Source organism: Candidatus Nitrososphaera sp. 86-2 (assembly GCF_056726185.1).
The window spans coordinates 2,204,888-2,229,629 of record NZ_JBWZON010000001.1 but is presented as its reverse complement, the minus strand read 5'-3'; the positions used below and the strand labels follow the sequence as shown (position 1 = coordinate 2,229,629).

Genomic DNA, 24,742 nt, shown 5'->3' with positions numbered 1-24,742 from the left:
TTCGGTTGCTTTGCAGATATTTACGAAAGTGTGCCAAAAACTCTATAATAAATGCTCTAAAGCTGCTAATTCTATATAAGCGACGTACAGATGTTAATGCACTGATTTTATTATTGATAATAATTGATAATAGATGACGGTTAGTCTCTCTGCCCGCGCTCGTCGAACTGCATTTTGTCCGTACAACAGGGGCGGGTGCGGGCGTCTTTTCATCATTTAGATGACACGGCCTTGAACAGCGTGCGCGCGCGAATAGGTAAAAGAATTGGAGATCAGGGGGTGCGGGTGCATTTACCGGGTCTTTGTCCGCAAATCCATTGTATTTTCCTGCGAGGGTCTCTCTAAAAAAATGAAAAGGAGAGGAAAAGGCGCCCACGATGAGATGCTTTTCCTCCCTACGCACGTTTGTTTTTCGCCTTTTCAGTAGATGTTGCCTATATGTGGGCATATGTCAGAAGAGATTTCCAATGTGTAGATCGCCGAGAGGTACAACTTCGGGCGAAGAGACTATGCTTCCGGTAGTCGGGTCCACCATTATCTTGTGGAGAGTACCGTTGTCAATGTCGGCCACGGTGATTTCGTACACAAATGTACCACTACTTCCTCCTTGTTGTTGCGCTGCCGTAATAGAGCCGGCAACTGCCATTCCATTCTGGACTTGGTTTTCTGCCACATCTGCAGCGTCAATTAGAGTTTTGGTTGCGTTGTCAAACCCGGTAGGCAATCCAAGTGTGTCAATTGGAAATGCTGCGGATTTCGAGAGGACTTGGCCGCTTGCCGGATCAACAAAGACATTGACTGCGGTGTCGGTATTGGTGTCCGCTACAGTTACGTTGTAGACCAGGCTGCCCTGCAATGTTCCAAAGTGTGCTGCCATAGTTGCCGAGTTTGGCACCTGGTTTTCTGCGGCACTTGCGGCATCGATCAATGTTGCGTTCAGATTATCATTTAGAAAATCCTTTGCTGCTTGTACGAGGCTTATTGTTCCTCCGGTCTGGTCTATAGCCGTTGCTGCCGGATTTGGCGTAGCCTGCGCGAAGGCAAGCATCGGAGATGACAGTGCTGTTGTCGCTAATACGGATGCGACCGCCAAGCCGACAACAACCCATAAGGAAGGGCTTGAAAACATTTTTCTTTTTCTTTTTTCTATAAGACTTGACATCGTCAAAAATCGGCAGAAAACGCTCTTAAGCCTTCAGTAAAAAGAGCCAAGGACAATTTCATATTGAATATGCAGAGTATTTTCTTAACAAGATTTCTTATCTGGTCTGAATACTATGGTATGGAGGCCTCATTTTACTATGAGGACAGGACATGCAGCATGATTGGAAACCGCATGAGACACGCTACCTAGCAGCAATTCCTTGAATCCTCCAGTTCCACTAATTCCCATTACAATTAGGTCAGCGCCGATCTCCTTCGCAGAAGCAAGAATAACCTTGGAAGGGTTTCCTTCCTTAATTATATAATCCATCAGTGTTGTCGCTCCAGTTCTTACCGCAAACTGTTGTTGAACGCGAGATTTTAGTTGCGCAATTAACTGCTCCCCTTCCTTTCGCAACGACTCGGTCAATTGCGCGGCTGGTACACCCTCTTCGCCGGCAACAGGAGGTGGGAGCACATGCACGACTGAAATGACAATGTCTGTTATTGTTGCCACTACCTTTGATAATCGCAAGGTATAATCAAAAGCCCTAGTAGAGTATTCAGAATTATCAACCGCGACAAGGATTCTTGAGAACGGCGCCGCGTTTTCTTTTATTTCTCGGCTTCCTCCCATTTATTATTCTCATTCTTAACATGGGATGGACCATTAATTATTCCTGCTGCATCAGATTCTATTTTTAGCGGTGGCGGCGAGGCTCCAAGGGCGATATCCTTACTTTGTATGGGCTACAATTGACTCACATGGTGACTAACAATTAGAGGAAAAAAGGAAGATGATGAAGCACGAGTCGCCAAGAACCACAATAATACAGACGACAATGACGGTGACCGCTCCACACAATTTCTGGCCAATGAAAGGACCTTTCTTGCGTGGCTTAGGACATGCATTGCAGTTATTGGATTGGGTTTTGTAGTTGCAAGGTTTAGCCTCTTTTTGCGCGAATTTGGATTGATAACAATGACAACGGAGAGCAGCAGTTCCACCCCCCAAGACTTGGCGTCCGTCCATTCTCCTTCATCTATGCTGGGGTTGGCCATGGTCGCACTTGGAATTATTCTTGCAGCATATGCCTTTTACAACTACAGAAACGCGCATCGCATTATAGAAAGCGGGGCTATATACGTGTCAAAGCATTCTATAATGTATGTAGCGACTCTCGGTTTGATCGTTTTTGGAGTCATAGTAATAGCATACTTGCTTGTGGTATCAGTCTAATGATAGTACCATAACGTTATCGTCTAATGTGCTAGCTAAAGCTGCATCAGAGTATTGGAGCAGTTTAGTTTTACCCGTCGGTCTTCTTAAAAATAGGTCGAACGCTAATATGCAGAACTGCCCAGAGCAGGTGTTATGTCTCCTGTCTTTACCTAAACAGATTTCTAAACTCTTTTAACATAACAGCCGCGTAACTAAAAGAAAGTGTCGCAGCGAACTTGGAAAATACTGGTAAATATCGCAGAGAAGCTACCAAGTTTGGTTTTGCCACTAAGGGTCATATCACTTGTCATTGTAGGCCTTGCGGGATTGTCGATTCTATCGATGGAAAATGTGGTTGCGTTTGCAGCCGTCGATGATTCTGGTGATGGCGGTAGCAATAACAACAACTCTGGCGCCAAAATAAAGACCGGCTGGGATGATATCGAGTATACTCGTGACTTGAATAACATCACGATGGTGAACTACAAAAACCTCTTTGGACTGAATATTGGCAAAGTCTACAATCCCAACTTTGTCGACAGCCCTGACTGGTTCCTTGGAAACTACGAAGACCATGGGGATTACTATCTGATACCTTACAACTACAACTGGCACTTTTACTCTAATATATCGGCTCCATGGTACGGTTGCGAAGCTCAAAGCAAGGCAATGCTTGTGATGGCTAAAGCATATAATGAGACAGGGAACCCCAAATACTTGGAATTTTCAAAAAAAGTATTCAACGGCTTTAATTCTCCCGTCCTAAACCAGGATGGATGGCTTTTGGGAGTGGCCGCAGAGAATAACAATGCCGCCATACTGAACAGCCAGTTGTTCTGTGTTGCAAACCTGATGACCTATTATCAATACACGGGAGACGAGCAAGCGCTGGCACTGTTCAAGAAGGGTGTAGACGTACTGGAGAAGAACATCGACGACCTAACGGTGCATTGTGGAACCTACTACTCTTTGTCTAAAGATAGGTTTGTACCGCACCAACAGCATCCTGAATACATGAAGATGCTGGAAAGGTTGTATTTGATGACAGGAAGCGACACGCTGAAAAATACGCTGGACAAATGGGAGCATGATTACTTGACATGCAGCGATAACAAAAACAACAATAACGGCAGCGATGCTCCACAAAAGGCATAGAGAGTTAGGCGCTGTCAAATTATCGTCGGATCATCTTTTATCTCACAATTGCACAGTCTGACGGATTCTTGGCAGTCTAGAGAGCCTGCCGCCGTCACCTTATATGGCATTTCTGCAATACAGTATCCGCATACATGGCAACAAATCCACCCTTGCTTCCCTTGATTTTCACCTTTGCCATCATGGCTCCCATCCTCTTCCTCCGCATGAGAAGAATGCGAAATGGAACAAAAATTGACGTACGGAAATCGATTGCATTTTCTGCAATCCTCCTTGGGTTTTCGGCTTTTGTAATAGTGAATTCATTTTCTATCGGCGTGCCGCAGTTGTACGCCCTAGTGTACGGCGCAGTTTTCGTGGGGGTGGCATACGGCTCTTACCATTATTCGAACAGGGTTCTCGACTTTTGGCGCACTCCGGACGGCTCGATATATGTGAAAGGCGGAGGCATGGTGCTTGCCTTTTACATTGCAGCCTTAGTAGCTCGCATAGCGATAAGCGCCACAATTGGAGGAGGCGGGCAGGAAGGATTCTCTGGTTCCATACAAGCGCTGCAGGTGGAGGCTTCACCTAACGCCATACTGGCAGCGACTATCGTTGACGGCCTGCTGATGGTCGGCGTGGGGCTGCTGGTCGGAAGAAACGCAAGAATAGTGCACCGTTTCCGTGCAATAATGAACGAAAAAGAAACTGCAAGACAGGAAGGGTGATCATCATCCTTTTGTTCTGGCAAGATACAATAGATTTTTTTGTCTTGACGCCTTGCCGCCCTAATCAGATGGAGGGCCCAAGTGGTCTGCATCCAGCCTCTTCTTTTGCTGCCCGGGAATAAATGACATCGTCAGGGTAGACTTTATTCCGTCTATCCTCCTGACCCTGTCCAGCGTCCTTGTCATCATGCCATCCGCGGAAAACTCGACTCTGACGATTATGTCAAAACCTCCATAGACGCCCTCGACATGGACGACGCCGGGTATCTGCGACAGCTCGTCTATCACCTGCTTCTCCACGCCAGGACGCGTATTGACGAGTATGTAGGCTCCAGACACTGGTAAAGAGTTACTCTAGCCGAATATTAAACTGTGTACGAAAGGGGTAATAATTGCAGTGCGGTACAAAAGTATAGGGATGAAAGAAGACAGTGTCACCAAGTGAAGCCATAAAGCAAGAGCTTCTTGGCTGGGAGGGAGTTACGATGCACGAGCACGATTTTGCGACCACCAGATTTTACGTATACGACATGGAAATGGGCCACATACACGGCGATGAAATAGCCGACTTGGAATTCCCAGCCAGAATCAGCAAGAAGCTCGTATCCGAGGGAAAGGTGATGCCCCACCACGTTATTCCAAAATCCGGGTGGGTGAGCCATGAAATCCAAAAGCCCGAAGACGTAAAGGCGGTAATAGACCTCTTTTCTTTGCAGCACAAGCGCCTGATAAAGAGGAAGAAATGAGATCTTCAAGTCCTGGCGAAACAGCTTCTGCGCTTTGCGCAGATATACATAAGTAAAACCGCGCGGATGCAGGCGAGTGCAGAAATACGAGTGGTGAGTAAACCGCATAGTGGATGAACCCGATGAAGATGATAAAGACGACGGCAAGACTACTGACCGTCTCCTGAGAGACTATGATACGGTACTGCGCGAAAGCGCGCTTTTGACCACGTTTTCAGGCATCCTCTTTGGTTTTCTCCTAAACATCTCAATAAACGTCCCCTCAGACTTTGATGTCGTAGACAGGATTATTCTCCTCGTCGCGCTTTATTCCATAACTGTGGCCGTATTTCTGTTCATTATGCCGGTGATTTATCATCACCTAGAGTACCCCTATACCGACTTTGAAAAATTCAAGAAAAGGAGCCACAGGTTTATGCTGTTTGGTGTGGTCCCCGCGATAGTCACGCTGTACCTCGGCCTCGTGTTAGCTCTCTTGCCTATGGTGGGAGACCTTTCATTTCTTCTTGCGGCGATACCGTACGTGCTGGTCTACATCTTTTTCCGGAAAAGAAAGTGAATCACGTCTTTGCAGGGTTCTTTTCCACCAGCCGGGTAACAGGCTTGCCGCAGTTGCGGCAGCTTCCGTCCCTGTGTTCGTCTGCCGGCTGATTGCAGTTAAAGCAGTAAAATTCGCAAAAAGTCACGCTTCAGCTATAGACATTATGGATATGTAAAGGAAGCTGGACCTCAACAGTCATGCAAACTTTTTTTGTATCTAATATTTGGTAATTCTACATGCGATGTGCTTTTATAGAGACTTGTTCTCTGTGCAGAGTGGTAGGCGGACAATGTTGACAAGGTACTCTAAAGACGAGTTTCCAGAGATCATTTATGACGACAACGGAGTGTTCCTGTACGCGCTGCTGATGTTTGTGCTGTCGCCGTTTGCGGCCTTGCTCTCCAAAACAAGGCTGGCATGGCACGTGTAAATTACATATGCGGTACAAATGTGTGTGTCTGCGCATATTCTTCTTCTTTCAAACCGCGACAAAAGCCTGCTTGGGCTTTTTGCCGTCATGCCTCTGCAAACAGAGATTTCTCTACATCGGACATGCTGCGGTATTCCCTGTCTGGCAGCGTGCCTATCATGTCCACTATGGCTTTCGGATCATCAAGGCCGGACTCTAGGACACGCCTCTGAGCATACTCTTTTAGATCGCCCTTTTTCTTTGGAAAATCCACGCCGGCGAGGGCTTTTGCAACGGCCGCAGCCGACGTGGCGCTTGTTGCCGCAGCCCTCCCACCCCTTTTACTTGGCGCCTCGCTTTCGGCAACTTCCTCTGCGCTCCTGATTCCCTGCCTTTTCTTTACCTCTCCCAGCGCGATTGCAACTTCTGCGGCGTCTCGGTATGTGCGGCTCGGAAGCGATTCTACGAGTTTTTGAAGCTCGTCATCGAGCGGTTCTTGCCGCCGCGATGCGTGGGCCGCAAGCTCTTCTTTTGTGCTGGGATATTGTATGCCGGACAGCGCTTTTTCCAAGTCCGCGGCGGACGGCGCCCTTGCAGGGTGCGCCGTTTCCATGTGCCTTTCAAGCCGGGACTTTTGCTCAAAGCCATCTCCACATATTTCGCACTTGAACTGTGACATTTCTATCTACTATCCCCTCACCTTATCTTCCCAAGGGCTTTTTCCACGTCTGCCATGCTGTTGTACTTCTTCTTTTCCGGCAGCTCGCGTATTGTCTCTATAACGCCTTGCGCATCCTCCATCCTTTCCGCGTTTGCCTCGGCAATCCTGACGAGCTCATCTTTTCCCTTTGGAAAATCCATGCCGGCGAGTATCTTTGATAGCGCTGCGGCAGACGGCGCTCTTGCCGCAGCCTTGCGCCCTCCTGCCTTTCCTCCTTTCCTCCCAGGCGCTTTTTTAGCCGACAAATGCTTGACTTCCATTTCCTTTGATGACGACGACTGCATCTCTTCTTTGCCGGGAAACTCGCCTTTCAGCAGGGACTTTAGCGGGACCTGGTCCTTTCTGATCTTCAGCTCGTTGAACAGCTCGGCAGTGTTGGCCGTCTCTTTTTCCTCGTTAAAGTCGATGCCCAGCTCTTCTTCGACATCTCCTTTCCTTGCGCCGATAAGCAGCACTTGAGTGTTTTCGTAGTTCAGCAGGCCGGGGTCATCCACATTTATCCACCGCCTGTCTCCGAACTTTTCTTTCATGCGCTGAGAATACTCCGGCTTTCTCTCCTCAAATGCCTTGAAGCCGGGCACCTGTACGTCCGGGTTCTTGACTGAAATGATATAGCTTGCCTCTTTCCTTATCGCAAACTCGCTCTGCGTCGGGCCGGGCACCGAGGGCAGTTCCAGGACGTATGCAAGCTCGGTGTGATTGTCATGCTTCACTATGGAATACTTGCCTTCGCCGGCCGGCGTTGCAGGCCCTACGGTCCTTTTGCCCTTTGTTTCCGTTTCGTACTGCACTGGGAGCAGCTCCTTTCGTATGTCTTCTGCGTTTGAGGTGGTAAGCACGTTGAGCGCCCAGTTTCTTTCCTCTGAAGTAGACTTGCCTTCAACTATTTCTGGCAGCTGCTTTTGACCCAGAACAAAGAGCCTCTGTTTTCCTTCTTCCGGCGAGGTGACCATGTAGAACCTCTGCGTGTCCTCTATTCCTCTCACTTCCTCCTTGCCGACCTTTGGCCTGTAAAAAAAGAAAATGTCTCCTTGCTCTATAACCTGAGATCGTTCCTTCTCGGCCATTCTAAAGGTTAGTAAAAATAGAATAAATGAGTATCTTCTCTCTGCATCATTTTGACTTAGCAGTCTGTACGGAAGCAGTTTTTGTCGCTAACTCGTGCGATTAACAATCCACAGCAATATAGCAGCTCTCATGCATGTGACAAAAAGCGCATTATTGTTGCGGCCAGGCTACGCCTTCTTTTTCCATCTCTTCTTTCTCCCGTCTCGCCAAACTATCCTATAATAAAATGATCTATCGTGCTGATATATCATGCCGATGATCTGACTACTTGGTATCATGGTTGAAAAACATGCTCCAAAAAGCGAGTTTGACAAGAACGACATCTTGCTTTTTGTAGCAATCGTGGCGTCAATGTCTGCCGGCGTCCTTGTACCTTCTGTGGGGCGCATTTTTCAACCCTACCTGCTCGTATGGCTTGGCGGCCTTTTGTTTCTAAACCTCATACGCATGGATCTTGGTGAGCTTGCCTCAACATTCAAGGCCCCCAAAACGCTTGCCATTCTATCGATAACCAAGCTATTGGTATTGCCATTTTTGATGTATACTATTACAAAAATCGTCTACGAGCCGTTAGCAATTCCGGTGCTATTATTGTCAGGCGTTTCAACCGGTCTTGGAGCACCGTTTGTGATTAATGTTACTCTGGAGGGAGAAAAAAACAAGCGGCAACTGTCTTTGGTCGTTGCAATGGTAATTGTTACGTCTCTTGCAGTCCCGTTTGTGCTTCCCGCCATCGTGTATTCATTGCTTGGCAACTCGCAGTTCAAGATACCAATACTGCAGATGATTTTCATGCTAGTCACCGCGCTCTTTACACCAATTGCTGCTGGCTGGTTTGTAAAGAAACGGTGGCCTACAGTCGCCAAGAAAGTTGACAAAAGATCGTTGCCAGCGTCCATCATATTTATCGCCCTCATCAATTTCGGCATCTTTGGAGAATTTTCAAATTACTTTTTCAAAAAACCCGAGTTTTTGTTTGTCGAGATTACTGCTTCGTTTATCCTCTTTGCAGCATATAGTGCGATAGGCTACTTTACCGGTCGTATTGCCGGTGGCAAAAAAGGGAACAGGAAAGAATTGATTGCAACAGGCATAGTTGTAATGAGTTATGTGAATAATGTCTTGGTGGTTGTTTTTGCCTCTCAATTCTTTGGCCCGAACTATGCAGCTCTTGCCGCATTTTATAACCTGCCATATTATGGACTGATACTGCTACTCAAGAAACTGATCATTGCAGAACAACAGGCAAAGAGCGTCTCATAATGCATATAGCGCATGATGACGAAAAGTATTGTAGCGATGCACATCTTATGAATGCAAAACTTGTCCATGACGATTTGAACGCAGGCGGAGGAAGCGAGTATCTGGCGCTCTGCACCATCAATACGCTAAACGAGATGGGTTTTCAGGTTGATCTTGCATCTTTTACACAACCCAACATCAACGAGATAAAGAAAGATTTTGGAATCTCGGACCTGTCGATTAGAAACGTAGAGAGGATTGACATATTTTCCCTTTTGCAGGCAGACTCGCACAGCAAAGCAGCCGCAAAGGTATACGGCGACGACAGCGGGTATGATCTAGTAATAAACACGCATGGCGACCTCTTGCCGTACTATAATAATAGCGACGACAGTAGTAGGAGAAGGACAGATTCAAGAAGAAGAAAAAATTTCATTACATACTGCCACTTTCCGCTTTTGCCGCAACTTGTAGACGAGGGTAATGATGATGGTGGCGGTTATATGAAATTCATAAACAAGTGGACATCGCAAGACCACCTGACTGCAGACAAAGACCCGGGGCGCAAGATGCTGGCAAATGCCCGCAGGATGTACGACGAGATGATGCGGCATGCAACCGTCGTCCTTACAAACTCTCAATTTAGCGGAGAGGCAATAGAGCACCGGTACACACAAGTCAAGCCGGTAGTTGTGTACCCTCCAGTGGACGTGAAAAAGTTTCATGAGGTCTTTACCCATTCTGGCAAGAGGGAGGAAAATTCGATACTCGTGCTATCGAGATTCAGTCCTGACAAACAAGTTGAAAATGCAATCAAGGTTGCTGGCATACTGAAGAAAGACAGAGAAACCATCAATGTCAAAATGACACTTGCAGGAAACATTTCGAAGGACGACCAGCAATACCTGGAGACGCTAAAGCAAATGATAGATGACAGCAACCTACAAGATAATGTCCACATTGAAGTAGACGTGAGTTTTCCGCGCCTACTTGAATTGATGAAGCAGTCAAGGGTATTTCTGCATCCGTTGGCCGGCGAGCCCTTTGGGATAGCCATAGTGGAGGCAATGAGCGCGGGGCTCATCCCGGTAGTGCCTCGCGTAGGCGGCAACACTGAATTCGTGCCAAGCGAATATCAGTTTCACAATCTTGAAGAGGCTGCCGACATAATTGCCAAAAGAGCGCTGGCGTCGTCTGATTCTCCACAGGAAAGGTCAAGGATGGGAGAGATTGCTTCAAGATTCTCTGTCAGCAACTTTAACAGGAATCTAAAAAGCGTGATAAGCGCTTTCTTGGCTGCTTCTTCTGCCGCCGCGGCACCAAAGGAAGAAGAAGGAAAAAGGCGTGCGGAATCAGCTTGATGATCACCTTGCGACCTAGGTGCTTACTTTTCTGTATGCCTCAAGCCGGTTGTGCTTTGCTGCTTCCTGCAATATCATAAACAAGACCTGCTCCGACATCTTGCTTAGCTTGCCAACATCTTCCCTGTAAGCGTCAAATGAGGTATGCTCTTTTTTGCCCATGAATATCTCCTTTACCTTATGTCCCAATACTGCCACTTCGATAAGAAACCAGACGTCTATTCCCCAGCCGTCAGGAGGGTTTCTTTTTAGTAGATCTGCCCAGACTCGCATGTTGGCACAGACTTCGCCGCTAAGCGGCTGCTCAAAATTGGACAGCTCTGGGAAAAAAATCGAAATCATGGGCCTTGCTATCAGTTTTGTTACGGCTGCGTCTTTTGGATGCCGCTCATAAAAGCCTCTTGTCATATCGTATCCTTGCTCCACTACAGGCTCTACGAGTGTGTCTACCCATTCGCTTGTAAGATTTTTTATGTCTGCGTCCAAAAAAAGCGCCGCACGCGCTCCCATCTTGTCAGCTTCCTGCAAGCCTGCCTTCATTGCTATGCCTTTGCCGGGGAATTTGCGCTCGGGCTGCTCTATTGCAACAGTCGCGCCCGCTTTTTTGGCCAGCTCTACGGTGTTGTCGTTTGAGAAACCGTCTATGACGATAATGCTTGGAGCGTACGAACTCTGCTTTACATTCGCTATCGCATTTTCAATAGTGCGTGCGGAATTTTTGGTACAAAAAATTACTGCCACTTTTTTATTGTTGCCGTTGTTGGAAAAAGATTCAGCCTTTGACACATGAGATCCTATGAGCACCATCACAGTTAAGCGTTAAGGATGCTGCAATACAGAAAGAGAATGGATGCAACAACGATCAAACCAAGGATAGAATGACGGCAGGATAACCCGTATAACTGATGATTGAAAAAGTACCAACAGATGCTGCTGAAAGGGCAAGAAATCCATCCGGCGCTGCTAGTGATAGACGTTCAGAACTGTTTCGTGTCAGAAGGAGGCTCGTATGATATTCTAGGGATAAATATCTCTGATTATAACCGCGCGTTGCCAAATATCCGCAACATGATCGATCTGTGTAGAGACAAAGAGGTTCCTGTCTTTTACATGATGGCCGTAAGAGAGCCATCCGGCGTCGACCTGCTTACAAAAACGCACAAGTTTCTGCCTAAACCGAGAGAAGAGAGAATCAATAGCGCTCCGATATCCGTGAAAGACACATGGGATGCCGACATTATCGACAGCATCAAAAAATCCATAGATACGTCATCGCCAAACGTAATAATAAAACGAAGGGATTCAGCCTTTTTCGGCACGGATCTTGACAAGAAACTCCGTGATTTAAAAATCGACACCGTCTTCATCTGCGGAGTAGATACGTCGATATGCGTTGAAACTAGCCTGAGAGATGCTTTCAATTTAGGTTACGATGTGATACTTGTTTCTGACGCAACTGCGTCAATGGAGGCCAGGAGGTACAAATGTACTTTGGAAGATGTCCAGAATTTCTTTGGTCTAGTCCTAGACAGCAAAAGTCTTCTCAAGGAAATTGGACAGCAGGTGCCAGAAAAGGACTACTACTATCATCATCTTTACGAAAAATAGCAGGCAGCGTGTGTTGCCAGCGAGTTTTGCGTCAGGAGAGAAGATCATATGTATATGCCAGCTGCTAGCCGTACATCATCGATCTTCCCGCTGGATATGGCGTCGTTTGTGCTTCTTCCTGCTGCCTAAGGCTTGCTATGGTTTCTGTCAGCCTGCGTTTGATCTCTTTGCCCTCCTTCAAAAGAGGATTGACGTCTAACTCAAGTGGAATATTTGGCATTTCACTTATCGTTTGGAGCAATAGCGCCGCTCCCTCGGGGTCAGGCACGCCACTGGCTGTCGGGACAAGAACTGCGCTGCAGGCCATATCGCGTGACAGGCATGACGATAGCAGCCCTGCTGACATGCCTGTTATCAGAGTGGTCTTTTTGTGATGGTAGGAAGGAGAGAATGAGGATTTTAATTCATTATTGTCATCATCATTGTTATTGTCATCACCTGATGATGCTGGAGCGGATGGTAATGATGATTGCTGCTGCCGCTGGTTATCAGAATGGCTGGTCAGAACCATAGATTCCCGGTTTTTCGCAGGCCATCCGTTGACGGGTATGCCGTCAAGGGTTATCACCTCGCTAATCCCGTTGTTGATTGCCCACGACACCACTAGGTCCATGATACTGTGAATTCCATCCGGCATCAGCGGGGCTTCGCAAACTATGACGTATAGCGAACCCTTTTCATCGGCATAAATGCGGAAGGGGTGTCTCAGTTTGTCGCCGATGTAGGTAACGGTAGGCAATATGAATTCCGAGTCGACAGACGCTATCTGGTGCATGTCAGCTCTTTCAATTATAAAGTTGGCCGATATAGAACCCACAAGCCCCGTGCCGGGAAAGCCTGCAATGAGCGAAGGACGTAAAGAGACGCGCCTTTTTGAATTTGCAGTATTATTATTAGCAGTAGCCCTGACGCGCAAGAACTGCTTTATTCTGGTCTTGCCGTCATAAGATTCGTGAACGGTTGTCTCGCTTGCAAATCCTCTTTTAGCCATATCCGTGTGTATGATCTAGGAAGACAAAGTATTTCTCTGTTAGCCGCATCGCCAATTAACCCGACAAGCTTTTTTTAATATTGTAAGGTTGTACAAAAAAATTTTGTCGTTGTTGAGAGTATCTTTTCACCTGCTTACTTTAGGCGCTCTTCTTTTGCTTCCTTGGCAAGTGCTTCTCTTAGCATCTGTACGTGCCTTTCCTTGTCCTGCTTCATCGTGTTCCATACTTCGATGAGATCGGAGCGGTTATCCTTGTTAGCATCATCAATGTACTTGTCGACGGTAGAATAGAGAAAATCTGCATCCTTTTCGAGAGCTCTTATTATGTCGTATGTAGAGTTTGTAAGCTTGGTAGTTTCGTGCTTGGCCATCATGTCCTTAATATGCCAATTATAATCTAAAACAGTTGTGAACAAAAAGGCGCGAGCGCCTTGTAGAAAGCAAGCCTTGGCAACGGTCGGGGTCAGTTTTCGATTGTCTTTAAGGTTCAAACAACCTATCTTAGCATATGAAAGACGCGCAATGGAACGGTACTGATTCCAGCGACACGGCTTCGTGCCCGTACCGCGTCGACTTTGAGTGCACACCGGCCCCTGCAGAGTCACTCAATTCGCTTGAATCTGGAAGGCTGGTGCTGACGATAAAACTGGGCGGCGACGAGAAGAGAGAAAAAGAGGTCAGGGCAGTCGTAGTGAAACTTGTCAACAAGGCAAAGCAAGAACACTTGGACAACGTGGAAGGGTCAAGCAAACTGAAGCGCAAGACCTCGCTTTTGGCTAGCCTTGCACGCGACGGTGATCATTCAGGCTGGTGGGCAGGAGTAATAGGGATTCCTGTCACTTGGGTGGAAGGGGGAACCATCGATTACGAGAGGTCGGGATCGTGGCATCCAAAGAGCAAGAGAAACTTGTTTGCGCTAGAGATCACGTACACGTTAGACGACGGAAGCAACTGTACCGCCCACTTTGATTCAGAAGATGCGTACCACTGGGCAGTAACACGCTAGACAACCTCACGGGAAGTCAGGAAAAAGGGGCACGGCGGGGATATGCAGGCTCTTGCCGCGTCTGGCAAATCGGTTCAGGCCGGTCGGTCAGCCAGTCATTTGTTTTTGTAATACTTTTCGTCGATTTCGTTTAGCGTTTTCCTCACTTTCTCTGGATTCTCTGCAAGATCTTTTAGGCTCTTGGCAAGCAGGTCGATCTTTGCTTCCATTCTGTCGCTTGATTCCTTGGATTGCGGAGATCCAACGTACAATAGAAACGAAAGGCCCGCGACCTGCCATATCAGCTGCAGGAATTCAGATTGCCAATTTTCCATCGTGTCGCGCACAGTCTCGTAAATGTAGCCGCTTGTCTCTATAGGCTGATTGTGCTCCCGCTGCGCTTGGACGTACGCAAACCATGCAAAAGTCCAGTGAACGGCTAGACTGACAAGGAAAAAGCCGAGTGTGACCCATAGGTACCCTCGCTTGTTCTTTTTGAAAATGTCTAACATGAAGTAGTTATGCAATTCTGAATATAATGAGTCGCGTAGTTTTTTTGAAAAGCGCAAGAGACAGAAAAATATGCAAAGCTACCGGTCGCACCGGGAGCTCTGCACCGCTTGACTGATTTTATTTATTTTACGAGCTCGTACCAGCGGAGCCCTGCTCGTATTCGTCGCCGGTCTTCCATGCGCCCGCCGTTCCCTTTGCCATTCCCTTGCTCCGGGCTATTTCCTTTGCCCGCTCCGGGTCGGTCCCTTCCTGACCCTTTTCAACGATCTTTTGGTCAGAGGAATCTCGCTGCACGGCAGTGGGCTCGTGCTCCTGTATCTTGGCAGGAGTCATCGGCTCTTTGCCTTGGGAATCTTTTAGCGGATCACTTTTCTTTTTTGCTGTGTCAGTTCCTGCAGCACCTTCTTCATATTGTCTTTTTTCTTCTGACATGTGGTGACTTGGAAGCCATAGTATTAACGAGTTAGCAAGATTTGCAACACAGATTCCAATAAATTGAAATGTACAAGTCTATAGTATAGACGCACCATAGAGGTTATCCGGGCCGACTGCAGCCGCTTATGTCCAGCCGATGAAATTTTGATTTCTGAGATGCGCAACTGCACCAACGGCTAGTTCTTGTTCGCAATCACGAGCCACAGTTTTGCGTCGTGCAGTATGTCAGACTCGGGATAGCAGTTCAGGACGACGCCGTTTACCGCCTTTTCAAGCTTCCAGTTCTTGCAGCTGGTGTTGTACTCGTCTTTCGTGCTCATCGATGGCTTCCAGCCAAAGGCTTCGTTTATGCCGCCATAGCCGTGGCCTCTTTCCAAGGTTATCGTTCCGGCTGTCGGATTGTACGAAATCAGCGCATAGAGGGCGTTTGGGTACAGGTATAGGACGTTAGGGTGGCGGGTTATCGCGTCAAACTCTGCCTGAGTCACGTACTCGTTGTGAAGGACTATGATCTTTGAGTAGTTTGTCAGAATCGAGGGGTTTTTGGCGACCTGCTCGTCGGTCAGCACATCGCTGATTCCAAGCGACTCTATCTTCTTTAGGGCGTTGTTGCTTCCTGCGTATTCCATCGTGCCCGTGCGCTCTCTTGGGTTCAGCGGCACCGTCAGGCAGCGTGCCTTGCAGTTTCCCCGGTAATAATCGTAGAACCCGTGGGGCTGGTAGGCTGCAAAAGTGAATGTCGGCCTGATAACCGCGATGAGCCGGTGAGGGTGATGAGACGAAAATGGCACCAGCACGAGGAAAATTACCAAGGCGCAGCAGACGGCGCCAAGACCAAACAGGAATCTTTTCTCCATGGATCAGCGCATCATCTACGTTAACTACGCTTGGAGCCAATTAATGCCTGCCTTAACTTCGTTAACTGAAAAAAACCAAGACAACCTGCATGTACTTGCCCGGTTGGTGATAAGTTAGCTTGGATTTTTACGGTACACAAAGAGGCGACGTACAGTCTATGACGAGCGAACTTTGCTTTTGCTGGTAGGCAGCCACCAGTACGTCGCTCCTCTCATGCTTATAGGCGATACGGTGCTTTACTGTTCATGTTCGATCTCAGGTACAGTAGCGCAGTTGCTGTTGTAGTCGCTGCGATTCTTGTTACGACGCTGTCCGCGGCGCCAGTCCAGAGCGCGTTCTCGCAAACAACAACGTTCAACCCCCAGCCGGGCTACTCCCAGGCAAGAGAAGACCCCTCGTATGCGGTCAGGATTCCGTTCACGGACCTAGGCGTTGCGCCATTCCAGCCTACAACGATTTCAATACCAACCGGCATGACCGTCGTATGGTTCAACGACGACCAGTCAGAGCATTCTGTTACTGTGGAAAGCTCCGCCCCGCAAGGGGCCGCGTTTGACTCGGGATTGATAGCCCCCGGAGGCTTTTTCACGCACACGTTCAGTGTGCCGGGAACCTACGATTACCACGACAGCACAAACCCGTCGTCAAAGGGTAGGATAAAAGTGGGAAGTGGTTTCGAGCAGGGAAGCAACATGGATATGCTGATTGGCGGAAACGCGCTGCCGTTTAGCCCGAGCAAGCTGGCAAGGGTGACGCTGTCGTTCGTGCCGCACGAGAGCGCCGCCGTAATCCCGCCAGATCTGAGTCTCACGTACAACGTGACCATTTCGAATTCAACATCGACCCTTTACAGCGACCAGTTTGACGATTCAGACGGCATACTGGACTTGGAGCTTGTGCCCGCCATATCAACAACGAACAGCACCGACCAGTTTGTCAGCTGGGGGCCTGACCTAACGGACAACGAAGGGGTCGCAAGCGACGGCGCGTATCACATCCAAGGCCCCGTGCTAATAAACGATGATACATACAACATCCGAGTTTCAATAGTCGCAGTAAACGATGCCGACCTGCCTGCCCCTGTCTCTGATACGTTCGCGCTGCCTCCGGTTGGAGCGCAATAAAATAATAAAATGCAGAGGATATTCTGCGGCGGCCTGCAGCTTCCGCGTTGCAGGCTCCACCTTTTTGTTTTTACACTTGCGGCCGTACACGCATATTTTGCTATTTCTTTAGGTAGTACAGCGTCCTCTTGCCCACCTGCTTTTTTGCAACATTGTGCTGGCTTTCTACCATCTTTCTTATCACGGGCAGATAATTGGGAACATAAGAGACGCCGTCCAGGAGCGCCGAGAGGGTTTTTGGCGTGTCAGACAGCTTTTTGTTCGCGTTGTCCATTATCTCTTTCTTTTTCATGTCGCTCATGTGGTATACTACTGCTGCTGCGCGTCCCGAAGAGGAAGGCGCCTGCTTCTTGCTTGCTTTTCGCTTGACCTTTACCATCTTTATCCCGTTTGCCCTAAACTCCCGGCCCTTTTCTCTTATGGCAGCGTCAAGCTGCCTCTTGATGTCATCAATCTCGTCCGGGCCCAGGATTATTTTTTGTCCGTTTTTTTCTATCTCTATAGAGACGGACCTTGTTACCTTGACCATATGCTTCTTCTTATGACAACATTCACAAAAATTGCTATAAAAACAGGCGGATTGAATATCTATAGGAAATCGGAGATATTTGCCATATTCCTATAGGCATGCGGCGCGAGGCAGGCCCGTACGTGTCATTTGCAAGCTTGCATATGCAAAACCATTACGCGCCGAGGACGGTACGGAACATCAACTTGCCGTAGGGTGTTTCTCCCAGCTGCGCTCTGAGGTCGTCAAGCTTGGCGGCAAATTCCTTTCTCTGCCCTCCTTCCAGCTCCTGCCGCAGTATCAGCTCTTCTTTCACGGGCGTCTTGTCTTTCAGCTTGCCAACCGCGGGACCAAATGACCGGGCCAGAGCTTCAAGGAGGTCGAAAAGGAGAGAGTATTCGACGAAAACCATGACGCCAGAGCCTGCCGCGCCGGCGCTGTGCCCCGGCGCGGCAGCAGCTATCGCGTCTTTTTCTTCGACCGCAAGCAGCTTCAGCCTGCCTTTTGAAGCCAAGATGCCAGGTTCCTGCAAGAGCCGCATCTTTTCAAGGACTGCCCTGCCAAACGCCACCAGCTTGTACAGGTCGGTCGCCTGTTCGATCTCCCTTGTCTGAAGCAGATCCGTTTCTGCTGCTGCCGCAGTAGCCTGCTCCTTGTTGTTTGTATAGTATATCCTTGGGCGGATTGTCGGAGAAGCAAGATTGACAGTACGCGTATAAGAATCACTTGCCAAGCTTGCCATATCAAAGGCGACGGTAAAAAACTCGCCCTTGCCGCCTCCCTCTCCCGCAGACCCGGAAGCGATGTCGGATGCCAGACCCACCTCGAAGGTTTTCTCGCCGCGCAAGGCCACGGAGGATATGTACAGGTCGTCTGCCTTTGCAAACTGCGGCTCCTCCTTGGCCGTCTGCTCTTCCTTTTTAGAAAACCGAAAAGTGCTCTTGACCTTTTCCGACATTGGAAGCTTCATGCCGACGGGAAGCATCAGGTCTCTTGTTCCAAAATCAAAAACCTTCTTGCGATAGTTCCAGAACTCTATGCCTGTGGATGCAAACTCGAACACGTACGAAAACTGTGTTGGTAGAGTGGATGCAGCAGTGGCGGCTGCTGTCACCTTTTCGTTGCCTTTCTTTTTTTCCTCTCCTTCTTCTTTTTTGTTGCTTGCGATATTTGCAATAGACGCCGATGCGGTGCGGACAACCTTGTAGCTATTGTTGTTTGTTGCCGGGTCGATGTGCGCCGCCAGCTCGACTGAGAGACTATCGAGGACTGGCCGGGGAAAATTGCGGTTCTCGGCGGACAGCCAGTTCTGCACGGCAGTTATTGCCGCGGTGCGGTTTGCGTTTATCACCGACCGTATGTTCTCCTTGTATTTCTCTTGCTGCTGTGAAGAGCTTGTCTCGACGTCGGTCAGCATCCTGGCGATTGAGGTCTTGGCGTCGGTCAGAAACGTGTTGCCGCCTGCAGACTGCAAGCCTGCAACGGACGAAAAGATGCCAGAATTTTTTTCATAGAACCTGTCTATAATGTCCGTGGCTGCGGCCCGGGCGTTCCTTATGGCCGAGACGATTTCCTTCCGCAACAGCTCGGAACCGTCAAGCAGGGACATGCATTTCACGTCTACCTCGTGACGCTGTATTACCTGCGAAGTCAGAGAGACAAAGCTCTTTAACATCCCGATAAGGTTCCTATCATCCTCCAGCGGAGTATAGTCTGCGTATAGGAAATGTCCTTGTGCAGGACGGCCTGCAATATTATTATCATCATTAATGCCGGCAGTTCCATGCTGGCTGCTACTACTACCGATATCCCCTGCCATGAAGAATTATTTTGTACAGAGTATTTACGAGTTAGTCTTAGCTATGGCCGTTTTTATGCACCAAATTGCATAATTTGCGTTTGACGTGTGATTTTTGCAGGTCAGCGTGCATTCAAGGCGGAAAAAGTCACTTTACTATCCCACTGGTGGCGTTCTGGATGGCACCCTTGGCAAAATCCTTGCCCTCGTCCGTCGCGTTTTTGATGACGGGGTTGTTGCCTAGCTTTTCTGCCCCGGATATGAGGCCAGAAAAGAACGCCTCGACGCCTATTCCGATTATCACTATTATAACCACGGCAATCAAGATCCACGTCAGCAGGCCCATAGCATATAGACGAATGTTCTTCTATAAAAGAGAATATTCGTAGCGTCGATATATCAGATTAGATGAGATTATTAGCCTGCTTGTACCTATATTCTATTGAGGTCTAGCGTCTGCGTGCATTCCTGTTAGACTTGACATTCAGGCGCAAGACCTCTCCCTTGTGTGTTTTTTGCTGTGACACATTCCCACAGGGAAATAATATAGCTATAAATCGAGTGCCTGTTTTCCTCCGGCCCTGTCCTTTATTATCACATACTGGCCCGACAGAAGGTTTGCGATTGCCAGCACTATCTCCTTGTCCGCATCACCATCGCTTGCCAGAAAAAAGAACTTGGGCATTATCCTGGACACGGTTCCAGAATATCTTTCAGCAGATGCGATCACCTGTATGTGCTCCCCTTCCCTGATCGGCAGCAGGTATTTCAGCGGCCTTTCCTTGACTATCCTGACGGATCCCTGCACTATAGCGCTGTTTGGTATATAGTATTCCGTGCCCTCGTCCGTGATTATCTTTGTGTACATCAGGCGCACGTCGTCGATTACACCGTGGATGTTGTCCCCCACCATAAAGACGCGGTCGCTCACCTTTGCCGGAAAGGCAGTCAGCACAAGCCCGCCTGCCAAGATGTTGCCCATTATGGCAGACAGAGCGATGCCCGTTATGACCGCTGTCAGCCCGCCGCTTACCAGTATCACCTGCGGGTTTATGCCCCACTGGTGCATCAGGACTACTGCCGCAATAAGCGAGATGATGATGATCACAAAGAACGAAAAAATGTTGGAAAAGTGCGGGTTGAGCCTTGCAACGTTCTGGTGCACAATCCGCCTGACGGCATAGATGAGGACGAACGACACGGCCGCGGTGATTGCACTTCCCGTCAGCTGCATGTGGACGTGCTGTATCCCAAGGTCGGGCGCAAGAAGCTGCTCAAAAAGGTAGAGGCCAAGCCACGTCGCGCCGGTTATCAAGAGCGTCGTCAGGACTAGCCGGGTCAGCTGCCGTACGACGCTTGGATTGCCGGAGTGCCCGACGGCATCTTGGCTTGCGGCAGCTGCTGCCATATGTGCTTTCAAGGAGCGCTGCGAGTAATAAACAGCCAGCGTGCGAGGTTCTGTAAGATTATTCGGCCGCTATGCTGCTAGTTAGTCCTTCTTTTGATTCGCCAGGCCCGGGCTCGGCCTTTGAGCCTGAATTAGACTGCCATCTTTCTTTCTGTTGTCAATTATTGCCCAGAAGGATATTGCGACTATGCCGGCCTGGAGCACCTTTGAGATCACGCTCAGGCTTCCAAAACCCCCGGGGCCGTCTCTTCCTACCAGAAAGGCGGCGTCGGACCTGCTTATGCCGAAAATTACGATTATCGCAATCGTCCCGACAAGCATCGTCGCCCAGGCAAGGTTGGAGTTGTTTTTCACGACCCAGTATCCGACTGGAATGTGCAGGACGGCCACTATCAAGAAGAACGGCCCTTCGATGTTTGGATTATCGATGATGTGCGATTTTGCTTCCCATGCGTATATCGCGGTAGTAGCTATAACCAGCCCGAAGAATAATCCTGTCAAGAATTTTCTGTCCATTTCTCGATGACATCCGAGAGATTTTGAGGATTTTAGTGTAGTCTTGTTTCTCTATCGGGAGAACAGCGAGCAGCCGCTAAAAAACAGCAAAACTTCACAATGCTGATATTTGTGCGATGCATCTTGCAAAGGCACAGATGGATGCGACAAGGTGCCTGCGGTGCGACGCCGACCTTCCAGACACTTTCTTTTACACGATTGCGCGGAACAGCTACATGTTTGGCTTTTTCTGCTCCCGCGATTGCGCGCAGGAAAGCGAGCACAACAAGTATCTGAAAGCGACGGTGCTGCGCATCTCGCATCCTCCTGCCACGCACAAGGACATGGTGCTCACGCCAGACGTAAAGACGCTCAAGCAGTATGCAGAAGAGCTAGAAAGGCGCAGGATAAGGGAAAAGTATTTTTGATAACAAAAATTGACGGAGTTTCTAAAACATATCCTTTCCAGCCTAGGCAGAAAAAAATTCTCATGTCAGGCGCGACGCGACAAGCCCCGTACCGGCAGACACCACCCCGCCAACCAGCACGACCCAGCCAACTATCACCCAGTTCACGTCTGGCAGCTGGATTTGCGGCCACTGGATGTTCGGGAACTGTATGCCGGCAGTGCCTAGCACGTAAACGCCCATTGCCATGAGCACAATCCCGCCAACTATCAGCGACATTATCTTGAACATGCTTTCGCTATGAACTGGCAGGCCAGCTTTAAAGAAATCCTAGCTCGAAATGCTTGATCAAAAACCGAGCTTGCGCTAATGACGTTCTCCTCTAGCTCAAAGATCTATAACTTTTTGCTTCCAAGTGAATTTGCTGGTGCGCGCGTGTTTGCGGCAGTAGCCTTATTTGTCCAAATGTGCAAGGTAACACGTAGACGTATGGCTCAATTCCAAAGGGATACCGGCCTCACAGCCAGGATGATCCTGAGCTTTGCGATCCTGACAGTGCTCTACTTGGTGTTTCTGGGCGTGCTTGCCTACCTCGGCGTCGGCTACATACCCATCGCCATAATCGGGGGGCTGATGGTCCTTGCGCAGTGGTACTTTTCCGACAAGATAGTCATGTGGAGCTCTGGCGCCAAGGTCGTTTCAAAGGAGCAGCAGCCAAGGGTGTACGCAATAGTGGAGAAACTGTCCGCAGAAAACGGCCTGCCGATGCCCAAGGTCGCAATCATGAACACGCAGGTGCCAAACGCCTTCGCTACTGGCAAGAGCCCCAAGAGCGCCGTGGTCGCGGTGACCACCGGCATCATGAGCGCGCTCGACGACGAAGAGCTTGAAGGCGTTCTTGCCCACGAGCTTACGCACGTAAGGAACAGGGACGTGCTTGTCATCACGCTTGCAAGCCTCTTCTCCATAGTCGCGTTCACCCTCATGCGGTTTGGGCTTTTCAGCGCCATGTTCGGAGGATATGGCGGCTACGGTTACGGATACGGCGGTGGTGGAGGAGGCAGAGGAGGCAACAACGGCGCAGGCGCAATGTTGATAGTAATCGCAGTTGCCGCAGTAACGTGGTTTGTGAGCTTTTTGGTCATACGGGCGATATCGCGGTACAGAGAGTTTGCCGCGGACAAAGGTTCGGCCCAGATGACGGGCAAGCCTGAAAAGCTTGCAAACGCGCTGTTAAAGATAAGCGGCAAGATGAAGGCAGTCCCTCAGAGGGAGCTAGAGCAGGCTGCGAACCTCAACACATTTTTCATTATGCCCGCCCTGTCAAGGAGCTCGCTCTCGAACCTCTTTTCAACGCACCCGCCCGTCGAAGAGCGCGTAAGGAGGCTCATGGAGATGCAATCTCTGCTATAGTAACTTTTGGCGTGTCATGTGAGCAATATGTTCTATTAGCGCAGTGATTGTAACGTAAATACCCAACTTTTCAATTAAATTTAATAACAAGTGTCAGCTATAGAGCTTATGCCCAATAACTATAATAACTTCTGTATCGTAACTATAGTGCCATGTTAAAGGAAGTTTCAACAGTGTTTTCCCATAGAAGGAGTTTAATGAAACCGCGGAGTATGCACGCAATAATTGCAGAAATACTTCAAGTTTGCGTGCAAAAGACAAAGAGGACGCACGTGATATACAAGGCCAACCTGTCCCACTCTATGCTGCAAGGCTACGTGGAGCTGGCTTGGCAGAGCGGGCTCTTGGAAGAGCTGCCGGACAGGTCCCTGTTGATAACCGAAAAGGGAAGGGAGTACCTGGCGCACTTTACAAGTGCGGAAAAGATGCTAAAGCTTAACGGCAGCAGCGGTGTTTCTGAAGAGGAGGAGCGCTCAGCAGCCGCTGCGGCAGCATCGCAGGTGGTCAACAGCTACACCTAGAAGAAAACAAAAAAACACGCATGAGTAGAAATGCCAAAAAGAGCGCAAAAGTTCGCAACTCTTTAATTATTTTCGACATTATTCCTCTTAATGTCTGATGCTGAGGATTATGCCAAAACGACAAAGCCAGTACCGAACATCGTCGCGCTCGAAGTCCTGAAGAAAAATGGCGTCAACGTAGACAAGTTGAAGGACCTTATCCGCAAAGGAGTCGGCGCCGAGTTCACGACGTACTATTACTACACCATCTTGAGGATGCACTGCACGGGCCTTGAAGGCGAAGGCATCAAGGAGATAGTTGAGGACGCAAGGATAGAGGACAGGAACCACTTTGAGGCGATGGTCCCAAGGCTGTACGAGCTTGGAGGCTCGCTTCCAAGGGACATACGCAAGTTTGCAGACCAAGCAGGCTGCCCGGACGCATTTCTTCCCGACAACTGGGAGGACATCAACTCCATTCTAAAAGTATTGTTGGAAGCCGAGCAGTGCGCCATAAGGTCGTGGGGCGAGGTCTGCGACATGACGGCAGGCAAGGACCCAAGGACGTACGACATTGCTCAGAGGATAATGCAGGAAGAAGTCGAGCACGAGGCGTGGTTCATAGAGCTTCTCTCAAAGAGGCCGTCAGGGCATTTCAGGAGAAAGTTCGCAGGACAGTCTCCGCACACGGGGTCGCAGGGAAGCCTGATACACCTCTAGGTTAATACGGCCGCTCCGTTTTCTCTTTTTTTGTCACGATGCTTCACAGGGTGTGCTCAAGCGGCGAGATACCTGACGACTGCTGGAAAGTTTTTGCCGTCGACAGCGTTGAAGTGCTGGTCGGAAAAAGGCGCGGCAGGCTGTTTGCCTGCAACAACTCTTGCCCGCACAGGGGCGCGTCGCTTGCAAAGGGCGACTTTAACGGCGACAACATCGTCTGCCATATGCACGGCTACGAGTACAACGTGTTCACCGGCAGGCTGGAGAACATGAAGTCGTGGAAGAAGGAGGCCACGTGGGTCGAGCAGTCGCCCGAGTGGAGAAAGTCCGGCGACCTCGTGCTGTATCCGGTGGCCGAAAAAGACGGCTCTGTGTACGTGGACCTGTAGTTACCAGTACGCGCTCTCGCCCGTGTCCGGCTGCTTTTCAACCGACAGATATTCCCTGACGCCTTCCAGTCCCTTGAATATCCCCTCGGGGGCAAAGACCGACGGGGCGCGGGTGGTCGGAAGCTCGCCGCAGCAGCTCTCCTCGAATTTTCTGATGTGGTACTCGATGTATTGCTGTCCGGATTCCTGAAACAGCCTGATTGCTTCAATCGACTCGTTTGCGTCGTCTATCAAAAGCACCGGCTTGCGCACGCATTAGATTACACATGCAA

At 49.1% G+C, this 24,742-nt stretch carries 35 protein-coding genes; 16 read left to right on the top strand and 19 right to left on the bottom strand.

Features of this window, described 5'->3' with window-relative positions; all coding sequences use genetic code 11:
* Positions 1–451: 451 nt before the first annotated feature.
* The gene (locus ACYOR7_RS13310) at positions 452–1,093 is read right to left on the bottom strand and encodes a PepSY domain-containing protein (RefSeq protein ID WP_479914210.1); all 642 of its coding nucleotides are present in this window, start codon (positions 1,091–1,093) and stop codon (positions 452–454) included.
* Between the two features lie 198 nt (positions 1,094–1,291).
* Complete coding sequence (locus tag ACYOR7_RS13305) at positions 1,292–1,780, bottom strand: universal stress protein (RefSeq protein WP_479914209.1); 489 nt, start codon at positions 1,778–1,780, stop codon at positions 1,292–1,294.
* Positions 1,781–1,921: 141 nt separating this feature from the next.
* On the opposite strand from ACYOR7_RS13305, the gene ACYOR7_RS13300 reads away from it, so the two are divergent.
* The 3 genes from ACYOR7_RS13300 (at position 1,922) to ACYOR7_RS13290 (ending at position 4,230) form a co-directional block, all read left to right on the top strand.
* Positions 1,922–2,383, top strand: coding sequence for a YidH family protein (locus ACYOR7_RS13300; protein WP_479914485.1), 462 nt, complete (start codon positions 1,922–1,924; stop codon positions 2,381–2,383).
* Positions 2,384–2,587: 204 nt separating this feature from the next.
* Positions 2,588–3,520, top strand: coding sequence for a D-glucuronyl C5-epimerase family protein (locus ACYOR7_RS13295; protein ID WP_479914208.1), 933 nt, complete (start codon positions 2,588–2,590; stop codon positions 3,518–3,520).
* A gap of 134 nt (positions 3,521–3,654) precedes the next feature.
* On the top strand, positions 3,655–4,230 hold the full coding sequence (locus ACYOR7_RS13290) for a hypothetical protein (protein WP_479914207.1): 576 nt from the start codon (positions 3,655–3,657) through the stop codon (positions 4,228–4,230).
* A 60-nt stretch (positions 4,231–4,290) separates the two neighbouring features.
* On the opposite strand, the gene ACYOR7_RS13285 is transcribed toward ACYOR7_RS13290, so the two are convergent.
* Positions 4,291–4,569 (bottom strand): Lrp/AsnC ligand binding domain-containing protein, encoded by a 279-nt coding sequence (locus tag ACYOR7_RS13285; protein ID WP_479914206.1) that lies wholly within the window; start codon positions 4,567–4,569, stop codon positions 4,291–4,293.
* Positions 4,570–4,661: 92 nt separating this feature from the next.
* Here ACYOR7_RS13285 and ACYOR7_RS13280 point away from each other — a divergent pair, with 92 nt between their 5' ends.
* Both ACYOR7_RS13280 and ACYOR7_RS13275 read left to right on the top strand, forming a co-directional pair.
* Positions 4,662–4,976 carry a luciferase domain-containing protein gene (locus tag ACYOR7_RS13280; RefSeq protein WP_479914205.1) on the top strand — a complete coding sequence of 105 codons (315 nt, stop codon included), beginning with the start codon at positions 4,662–4,664 and terminating at the stop codon, positions 4,974–4,976.
* A gap of 109 nt (positions 4,977–5,085) precedes the next feature.
* Entirely contained in the window at positions 5,086–5,535 is a 450-nt protein-coding gene (locus tag ACYOR7_RS13275) for a DUF6328 family protein (protein WP_479914204.1), read from the top strand.
* A gap of 1 nt (position 5,536) precedes the next feature.
* On the opposite strand, the gene ACYOR7_RS13270 is transcribed toward ACYOR7_RS13275, so the two are convergent.
* Positions 5,537–5,662, bottom strand: a complete 126-nt coding sequence (locus tag ACYOR7_RS13270) for a hypothetical protein (RefSeq protein WP_479914203.1) — start codon at positions 5,660–5,662, stop codon at positions 5,537–5,539.
* Positions 5,663–5,806: 144 nt separating this feature from the next.
* Between ACYOR7_RS13270 and ACYOR7_RS13265 the strand changes: the two genes are divergently transcribed.
* On the top strand, positions 5,807–5,947 hold the full coding sequence (locus ACYOR7_RS13265) for a hypothetical protein (RefSeq protein WP_479914202.1): 141 nt from the start codon (positions 5,807–5,809) through the stop codon (positions 5,945–5,947).
* Positions 5,948–6,032: 85 nt separating this feature from the next.
* Here ACYOR7_RS13265 and ACYOR7_RS13260 read toward each other — a convergent pair whose 3' ends face one another.
* Positions 6,033–6,605, bottom strand: a complete 573-nt coding sequence (locus ACYOR7_RS13260) for a DUF2795 domain-containing protein (protein ID WP_479914201.1) — start codon at positions 6,603–6,605, stop codon at positions 6,033–6,035.
* Between the two features lie 17 nt (positions 6,606–6,622).
* Positions 6,623–7,714, bottom strand: a complete 1,092-nt coding sequence (locus ACYOR7_RS13255) for a DUF2795 domain-containing protein (protein ID WP_479914200.1) — start codon at positions 7,712–7,714, stop codon at positions 6,623–6,625.
* Between the two features lie 277 nt (positions 7,715–7,991).
* Here ACYOR7_RS13255 and ACYOR7_RS13250 point away from each other — a divergent pair, with 277 nt between their 5' ends.
* Together ACYOR7_RS13250 and ACYOR7_RS13245 are read left to right on the top strand one after the other, a co-directional pair.
* Positions 7,992–8,978, top strand: a complete 987-nt coding sequence (locus tag ACYOR7_RS13250; RefSeq protein WP_294807957.1) for a bile acid:sodium symporter family protein — start codon at positions 7,992–7,994, stop codon at positions 8,976–8,978.
* A 47-nt stretch (positions 8,979–9,025) separates the two neighbouring features.
* Positions 9,026–10,318 carry a glycosyltransferase gene (locus tag ACYOR7_RS13245; RefSeq protein WP_479914199.1) on the top strand — a complete coding sequence of 431 codons (1,293 nt, stop codon included), beginning with the start codon at positions 9,026–9,028 and terminating at the stop codon, positions 10,316–10,318.
* Positions 10,319–10,333: 15 nt separating this feature from the next.
* On the opposite strand, the gene ACYOR7_RS13240 is transcribed toward ACYOR7_RS13245, so the two are convergent.
* Positions 10,334–11,104 (bottom strand): glycosyltransferase, encoded by a 771-nt coding sequence (locus ACYOR7_RS13240; protein ID WP_479914198.1) that lies wholly within the window; start codon positions 11,102–11,104, stop codon positions 10,334–10,336.
* 141 nt (positions 11,105–11,245) lie between these two features.
* Between ACYOR7_RS13240 and ACYOR7_RS13235 the strand changes: the two genes are divergently transcribed.
* Positions 11,246–11,926, top strand: coding sequence for a cysteine hydrolase family protein (locus tag ACYOR7_RS13235; RefSeq protein WP_479914197.1), 681 nt, complete (start codon positions 11,246–11,248; stop codon positions 11,924–11,926).
* Between the two features lie 64 nt (positions 11,927–11,990).
* On the opposite strand, the gene ACYOR7_RS13230 is transcribed toward ACYOR7_RS13235, so the two are convergent.
* Positions 11,991–12,917, bottom strand: coding sequence for a proteasome assembly chaperone family protein (locus ACYOR7_RS13230; RefSeq protein ID WP_479914196.1), 927 nt, complete (start codon positions 12,915–12,917; stop codon positions 11,991–11,993).
* 134 nt (positions 12,918–13,051) lie between these two features.
* On the bottom strand, positions 13,052–13,291 hold the full coding sequence (locus ACYOR7_RS13225; RefSeq protein WP_479914195.1) for a hypothetical protein: 240 nt from the start codon (positions 13,289–13,291) through the stop codon (positions 13,052–13,054).
* 134 nt (positions 13,292–13,425) lie between these two features.
* On the opposite strand from ACYOR7_RS13225, the gene ACYOR7_RS13220 reads away from it, so the two are divergent.
* The gene (locus ACYOR7_RS13220; RefSeq protein ID WP_479914194.1) at positions 13,426–13,923 is read left to right on the top strand and encodes a hypothetical protein; all 498 of its coding nucleotides are present in this window, start codon (positions 13,426–13,428) and stop codon (positions 13,921–13,923) included.
* A gap of 95 nt (positions 13,924–14,018) precedes the next feature.
* On the opposite strand, the gene ACYOR7_RS13215 is transcribed toward ACYOR7_RS13220, so the two are convergent.
* The 3 genes from ACYOR7_RS13215 to ACYOR7_RS13205 all read right to left on the bottom strand — a co-directional run bounded on the left by ACYOR7_RS13215 (position 14,019) and on the right by ACYOR7_RS13205 (position 15,707).
* Entirely contained in the window at positions 14,019–14,414 is a 396-nt protein-coding gene (locus tag ACYOR7_RS13215; protein WP_479914193.1) for a DUF6766 family protein, read from the bottom strand.
* A 127-nt stretch (positions 14,415–14,541) separates the two neighbouring features.
* The gene (locus ACYOR7_RS13210) at positions 14,542–14,847 is read right to left on the bottom strand and encodes a hypothetical protein (protein ID WP_294805482.1); all 306 of its coding nucleotides are present in this window, start codon (positions 14,845–14,847) and stop codon (positions 14,542–14,544) included.
* 179 nt (positions 14,848–15,026) lie between these two features.
* Complete coding sequence (locus ACYOR7_RS13205) at positions 15,027–15,707, bottom strand: N,N-dimethylformamidase beta subunit family domain-containing protein (RefSeq protein WP_479914192.1); 681 nt, start codon at positions 15,705–15,707, stop codon at positions 15,027–15,029.
* Positions 15,708–15,953: 246 nt separating this feature from the next.
* Here ACYOR7_RS13205 and ACYOR7_RS13200 point away from each other — a divergent pair, with 246 nt between their 5' ends.
* On the top strand, positions 15,954–16,832 hold the full coding sequence (locus tag ACYOR7_RS13200; RefSeq protein ID WP_479914191.1) for a cupredoxin domain-containing protein: 879 nt from the start codon (positions 15,954–15,956) through the stop codon (positions 16,830–16,832).
* A 100-nt stretch (positions 16,833–16,932) separates the two neighbouring features.
* Here the strand turns inward: ACYOR7_RS13200 and ACYOR7_RS13195 are convergent, their stop codons facing one another.
* From ACYOR7_RS13195 to ACYOR7_RS13175, 5 genes are all read right to left on the bottom strand, one after another.
* Entirely contained in the window at positions 16,933–17,361 is a 429-nt protein-coding gene (locus ACYOR7_RS13195; RefSeq protein ID WP_479914190.1) for a hypothetical protein, read from the bottom strand.
* A gap of 154 nt (positions 17,362–17,515) precedes the next feature.
* Complete coding sequence (locus tag ACYOR7_RS13190; RefSeq protein WP_479914189.1) at positions 17,516–19,159, bottom strand: hypothetical protein; 1,644 nt, start codon at positions 19,157–19,159, stop codon at positions 17,516–17,518.
* A gap of 127 nt (positions 19,160–19,286) precedes the next feature.
* Positions 19,287–19,484, bottom strand: a complete 198-nt coding sequence (locus ACYOR7_RS13185; protein ID WP_479914188.1) for a hypothetical protein — start codon at positions 19,482–19,484, stop codon at positions 19,287–19,289.
* A gap of 204 nt (positions 19,485–19,688) precedes the next feature.
* The gene (locus ACYOR7_RS13180) at positions 19,689–20,546 is read right to left on the bottom strand and encodes a mechanosensitive ion channel domain-containing protein (protein WP_294805470.1); all 858 of its coding nucleotides are present in this window, start codon (positions 20,544–20,546) and stop codon (positions 19,689–19,691) included.
* Positions 20,547–20,627: 81 nt separating this feature from the next.
* Positions 20,628–21,062: a hypothetical protein gene (locus ACYOR7_RS13175; protein WP_294805468.1), complete on the bottom strand. Its 435-nt coding sequence runs from the start codon at positions 21,060–21,062 to the stop codon at positions 20,628–20,630.
* A gap of 116 nt (positions 21,063–21,178) precedes the next feature.
* Between ACYOR7_RS13175 and ACYOR7_RS13170 the strand changes: the two genes are divergently transcribed.
* A complete protein-coding gene (locus tag ACYOR7_RS13170) occupies positions 21,179–21,469 on the top strand; it encodes a hypothetical protein (RefSeq protein WP_294805466.1) in 291 nt (96 codons plus the stop codon).
* A gap of 60 nt (positions 21,470–21,529) precedes the next feature.
* On the opposite strand, the gene ACYOR7_RS13165 is transcribed toward ACYOR7_RS13170, so the two are convergent.
* Positions 21,530–21,739, bottom strand: a complete 210-nt coding sequence (locus ACYOR7_RS13165; protein WP_294805464.1) for a hypothetical protein — start codon at positions 21,737–21,739, stop codon at positions 21,530–21,532.
* Between the two features lie 198 nt (positions 21,740–21,937).
* Here ACYOR7_RS13165 and htpX point away from each other — a divergent pair, with 198 nt between their 5' ends.
* From htpX to ACYOR7_RS13145, 4 genes are all read left to right on the top strand, one after another.
* Positions 21,938–22,861, top strand: a complete 924-nt coding sequence (gene htpX / locus ACYOR7_RS13160) for a zinc metalloprotease HtpX (RefSeq protein WP_479914187.1) — start codon at positions 21,938–21,940, stop codon at positions 22,859–22,861.
* A 152-nt stretch (positions 22,862–23,013) separates the two neighbouring features.
* Positions 23,014–23,382 carry an Sso10a family chromatin protein gene (gene sso10a / locus ACYOR7_RS13155; protein WP_366137526.1) on the top strand — a complete coding sequence of 123 codons (369 nt, stop codon included), beginning with the start codon at positions 23,014–23,016 and terminating at the stop codon, positions 23,380–23,382.
* Between the two features lie 90 nt (positions 23,383–23,472).
* Positions 23,473–24,081: a DNA protection during starvation protein gene (dps, locus tag ACYOR7_RS13150; RefSeq protein ID WP_294805460.1), complete on the top strand. Its 609-nt coding sequence runs from the start codon at positions 23,473–23,475 to the stop codon at positions 24,079–24,081.
* A gap of 38 nt (positions 24,082–24,119) precedes the next feature.
* On the top strand, positions 24,120–24,470 hold the full coding sequence (locus ACYOR7_RS13145; RefSeq protein WP_294805457.1) for a Rieske (2Fe-2S) protein: 351 nt from the start codon (positions 24,120–24,122) through the stop codon (positions 24,468–24,470).
* Here ACYOR7_RS13145 and ACYOR7_RS13140 read toward each other — a convergent pair whose 3' ends face one another.
* A complete protein-coding gene (locus ACYOR7_RS13140; RefSeq protein ID WP_294805455.1) occupies positions 24,471–24,722 on the bottom strand; it encodes a hypothetical protein in 252 nt (83 codons plus the stop codon).
* Between the last annotated feature and the right edge of the window lie 20 nt (positions 24,723–24,742).

Coding starts and splice junctions, on each gene's coding strand:
- ACYOR7_RS13305 (WP_479914209.1), bottom strand. CDS start 1,780: ATGGGAGGAAGCCGAGAAATAAAAGAAAACGCGGCGCCGTTCTCAAGA.
- ACYOR7_RS13290 (WP_479914207.1), top strand. CDS start 3,655: ATGGCAACAAATCCACCCTTGCTTCCCTTGATTTTCACCTTTGCCATC.
- ACYOR7_RS13265 (WP_479914202.1), top strand. CDS start 5,807: ATGTTGACAAGGTACTCTAAAGACGAGTTTCCAGAGATCATTTATGAC.
- ACYOR7_RS13260 (WP_479914201.1), bottom strand. CDS start 6,605: ATGTCACAGTTCAAGTGCGAAATATGTGGAGATGGCTTTGAGCAAAAG.
- ACYOR7_RS13255 (WP_479914200.1), bottom strand. CDS start 7,714: ATGGCCGAGAAGGAACGATCTCAGGTTATAGAGCAAGGAGACATTTTC.
- ACYOR7_RS13250 (WP_294807957.1), top strand. CDS start 7,992: ATGGTTGAAAAACATGCTCCAAAAAGCGAGTTTGACAAGAACGACATC.
- ACYOR7_RS13245 (WP_479914199.1), top strand. CDS start 9,026: ATGAATGCAAAACTTGTCCATGACGATTTGAACGCAGGCGGAGGAAGC.
- ACYOR7_RS13235 (WP_479914197.1), top strand. CDS start 11,246: ATGCTGCTGAAAGGGCAAGAAATCCATCCGGCGCTGCTAGTGATAGAC.
- ACYOR7_RS13230 (WP_479914196.1), bottom strand. CDS start 12,917: ATGGCTAAAAGAGGATTTGCAAGCGAGACAACCGTTCACGAATCTTAT.
- ACYOR7_RS13225 (WP_479914195.1), bottom strand. CDS start 13,291: ATGATGGCCAAGCACGAAACTACCAAGCTTACAAACTCTACATACGAC.
- ACYOR7_RS13220 (WP_479914194.1), top strand. CDS start 13,426: ATGAAAGACGCGCAATGGAACGGTACTGATTCCAGCGACACGGCTTCG.
- ACYOR7_RS13215 (WP_479914193.1), bottom strand. CDS start 14,414: ATGTTAGACATTTTCAAAAAGAACAAGCGAGGGTACCTATGGGTCACA.
- ACYOR7_RS13210 (WP_294805482.1), bottom strand. CDS start 14,847: ATGTCAGAAGAAAAAAGACAATATGAAGAAGGTGCTGCAGGAACTGAC.
- ACYOR7_RS13205 (WP_479914192.1), bottom strand. CDS start 15,707: ATGGAGAAAAGATTCCTGTTTGGTCTTGGCGCCGTCTGCTGCGCCTTG.
- ACYOR7_RS13200 (WP_479914191.1), top strand. CDS start 15,954: ATGTTCGATCTCAGGTACAGTAGCGCAGTTGCTGTTGTAGTCGCTGCG.
- ACYOR7_RS13195 (WP_479914190.1), bottom strand. CDS start 17,361: ATGGTCAAGGTAACAAGGTCCGTCTCTATAGAGATAGAAAAAAACGGA.
- ACYOR7_RS13190 (WP_479914189.1), bottom strand. CDS start 19,159: ATGGCAGGGGATATCGGTAGTAGTAGCAGCCAGCATGGAACTGCCGGC.
- ACYOR7_RS13185 (WP_479914188.1), bottom strand. CDS start 19,484: ATGGGCCTGCTGACGTGGATCTTGATTGCCGTGGTTATAATAGTGATA.
- ACYOR7_RS13180 (WP_294805470.1), bottom strand. CDS start 20,546: ATGGCAGCAGCTGCCGCAAGCCAAGATGCCGTCGGGCACTCCGGCAAT.
- ACYOR7_RS13175 (WP_294805468.1), bottom strand. CDS start 21,062: ATGGACAGAAAATTCTTGACAGGATTATTCTTCGGGCTGGTTATAGCT.
- ACYOR7_RS13170 (WP_294805466.1), top strand. CDS start 21,179: ATGCATCTTGCAAAGGCACAGATGGATGCGACAAGGTGCCTGCGGTGC.
- ACYOR7_RS13165 (WP_294805464.1), bottom strand. CDS start 21,739: ATGTTCAAGATAATGTCGCTGATAGTTGGCGGGATTGTGCTCATGGCA.
- htpX (WP_479914187.1), top strand. CDS start 21,938: ATGGCTCAATTCCAAAGGGATACCGGCCTCACAGCCAGGATGATCCTG.
- sso10a (WP_366137526.1), top strand. CDS start 23,014: ATGTTAAAGGAAGTTTCAACAGTGTTTTCCCATAGAAGGAGTTTAATG.
- dps (WP_294805460.1), top strand. CDS start 23,473: ATGTCTGATGCTGAGGATTATGCCAAAACGACAAAGCCAGTACCGAAC.
- ACYOR7_RS13145 (WP_294805457.1), top strand. CDS start 24,120: ATGCTTCACAGGGTGTGCTCAAGCGGCGAGATACCTGACGACTGCTGG.